The organism is Skermanella sp. (assembly GCF_059503625.1).
On the sequence record NZ_JCACHA010000411.1, the window covers coordinates 1 to 2,465 of the forward strand.

A 2,465-nucleotide genomic window follows, 5' to 3' on the forward strand; every position below is an offset into this window, starting at 1 on the left:
TAGCGCCGCCTTGGCTTCGTCGAACAACAGACCAATCACCTCCAACTGGTCGTTCGCGTTGTTGAACTGCAGGATCTTGCCCTCGCTGATCACGCTATCGTCGTCGGCTACGATCCGGAGCTGAATCTGAATATGCATGCTCGTCCCGAAGGCTGACACTGTCGAAGCAATTACCTATCTGCCGACACCGCCGCAGACCAACATTGCTCCTACAGTTTACCATGGTCCCGTGAGCAGGCCCTAACTGGGCATAGTCGATCACTATTTCTTTCCACTTTTGTCCCGCTCTTCAGGCTCCGGGACAAGTTGGTGAATTAGTTGTGCAAGTCTCACAGATGCCGGCGACAGCGCATGTCCCTTGAGAGTGATCAGTGCTACTTGCCGGTGCAAGGATGGATTGATAATCCGAAGCGAATATACGTTATTTCCAAGAATTGCCGGAATAGCAACTTTGGGAAGGATCGCCGCACCCAAGCCGGCATCTGCCATTGACACAAGAGTGGCTGCCTCGGCAAACTCATAGCGCGTTGCGAAGGTGAGATTCCATTCCTTCATACTCGCTTCCAGCAGTCCCCGCACGGCAGTCGCAGAACTCAATACTAACAATGGCATTGAAGCTAAACGAGCGAGCGGGATCACATCTTTGGTCGTTGTTAAGAAACGCTTCGGGACCAAGGCATAGAACGCATCTTCGAAGAGATGTTGAAATTGAAATTCCGCTTTCTCAATCGCAGGGCCAATCCCGAAATCAACCTCACGCTTTCGAATGCTGTCATAAATTTCTTGCGACGACAACTCTCGAACCTTTACTTCAATCCCAGGATAATCGTTTTCGAAAGCCGCCAGAACTCGAGCAAGTCTTGATTGTGCGATGGTCGGAGAACAGGAAAGCGTTACCTTCCCGCTCTTGACGTCCGCCGACTCCCTGATCTTCCGAAGTCCGACATCGAGTTCCATAAGCGCGCGATGAGCACACTCCATCAACTGCATGCCCTCAGGTGTCAGGCGCACGTTTCGTGTCGTGCGATGAAACAAGGGCACGCGAAGCTGCTGCTCAAGCTGACGTATTTGAGCGCTTACTGCTGATTGCGACCGAAACGTATGCTCGGCCGCTATTCGAAAACTACTATGCTCTGCTACCAGCAGAAAGGTCTGGAGCAGTTTGAGGTTCACATTGGTCAGAGCGTTGGAGCTAACTTGCATCGCTGTTCCTGACTATGCAATTTTTTTTCAGAGTACTGCTGATACGCCAGATTGTCATTCAAAACCCGCGTGTTGATCATCAGGCGGAGTGATATTCGCCGCTGGACACATTTTTGTTCCGCACGACCAACCAACCAGCTGCCTTTGCCGAATTATCCATCTGAACTGCACAATGGTTCGGATAAATGCGTTTGTCAGCAATGTTAAGCGCTCGTAAGGTATCTGCAATTCAACAATAAACACAGGTGGTCAGGTCTTGGAACAACGGGAATCACTATCCTCGGCGAGTCAGGACAAGTCGGCATTGGAAGGCCTTCGCGTCCTCGATATCGCGACCTTTGTGGCCGCGCCATTTTGTGGAACCATTCTCGCCGATTTCGGCGCGGAAGTTATCAAGGTCGAGCAACCCTCCGGCGGCGATGCTCTGCGCAAATTTGGCACGCTCACAGAATGCGGCGACAGCCTCATCTGGTTGAGCGAGGCCCGCAACAAGAAGACTGTGACACTCGACCTGCGAAAGCCGGAGGGTGCGGACCTATTCCGCCAGTTGGTCGAGAAGGCCGACGTGGTGCTGGAGAATTTCCGCCCCGGTACGCTGGAGAAGTGGGGGCTCGGCTTTGAAAGTCTGCAGGCCATCAACCCGGGTCTCGTCATGCTGCGCATTAGCGCCTATGGACAGACGGGCCCGAAGAAGTTCGAGCCAGGCTTTGCCCGCATTGCTCATGCCTTTTCCGGCCTCGCCTTCCTCGCCGGGGAACCGGACGGTCCGCCGGTGGTGCCCGGTTCGACCTCCATGGCTGACTATGCGTCCGGCATGTGGGGCGCGATTGGGGTAATGATGGCATTGCGCGCCCGGGACAAGAGCGGACGCGGCCAGTTTATCGATCTGGGTCTCTACGAGTCCGTCTTCCGTCTGCTGGACGAACTGGCGCCAGCTTACGCCAAGTACGGAACCATCCGTCGGCGGATGGGGGCGGACACGGTCAACGTCGCTCCTCATAGCCATTATCAGACGGGAAGTGGCGAGTGGGTCGCGCTTGCGTGCACCAGTGACAAAATGTTCCACCGTCTTGCCGAGATGATGGAGCAACCCGAGCTTGCTCAGAAGTACCCGACTAGTAAGATCCGTTCGGACAACAGGGCGTATATCAACTCGGTCGTGGCTGCCTGGATGGCCGAGCGCAGCCTGGAAGACGTGTTGACGAATACTGAGGCGGGCGAAGTGCCCTGCGCCCAGATCTATTCGATCGCAGACATCTTCG

Annotated in this window: 2 protein-coding genes; one reads left to right on the top strand and one right to left on the bottom strand. The window is 54.7% G+C overall.

Features of this window, described 5'->3' with window-relative positions; all coding sequences use genetic code 11:
* Positions 1-261: 261 nt before the first annotated feature.
* Positions 262-1,203: a LysR family transcriptional regulator gene (locus AC5JJ6_RS09030; protein ID WP_496041715.1), complete on the bottom strand. Its 942-nt coding sequence runs from the start codon at positions 1,201-1,203 to the stop codon at positions 262-264.
* A gap of 256 nt (positions 1,204-1,459) precedes the next feature.
* Here AC5JJ6_RS09030 and AC5JJ6_RS09035 point away from each other — a divergent pair.
* Positions 1,460-2,465: CaiB/BaiF CoA transferase family protein (locus AC5JJ6_RS09035; RefSeq protein ID WP_496041716.1), on the top strand; the 1,006-nt coding region annotated here is incomplete at its 3' end.